This window comes from Limosilactobacillus galli (assembly GCF_947381495.1).
Classification (GTDB): domain Bacteria; phylum Bacillota; class Bacilli; order Lactobacillales; family Lactobacillaceae; genus Limosilactobacillus; species Limosilactobacillus galli.
Genome location: NZ_CANCWK010000128.1, coordinates 1 through 351 on the forward strand (window position 1 = coordinate 1; position 351 = coordinate 351).

At 40.7% G+C, this 351-nt stretch carries 1 pseudogene; it reads left to right on the forward strand.

The features are described 5' to 3' along the window. Positions 1-351 (forward strand): annotated as a pseudogene (locus QOS10_RS09570) (IS30 family transposase); the annotation flags it as partial.

A 351-nucleotide genomic window follows, 5' to 3' on the forward strand; every position in this document is an offset into this window, starting at 1 on the left:
GAGCATCGTTACTCTCCTCAAGCAGCTATTTATAAGGCACGTGATTTGATGAGTGATGATTCACTGATCCCTAAGTCTGTTGTGACTTTGTATCAGTGGATTAATGATGGTGTATTCCGTACGTCTAACTTGGACCTTTTTGAGAAAACTAAACGTAAACACCATCAATCTCATCCACAAGCCAAAAAGTGCTTAGGACCTAACATTGCTCAACGTCCACAGGTTGCGGACCAACGGTCCGAAATTGGTCATTGGGAACTAGACACTATTCAAGGTCATAAAGATGGCAAGGATAGCGTTGTTCTAGTAATGACTGATCGTTTTTCACGGGTTAATATTACGAGAAAAATT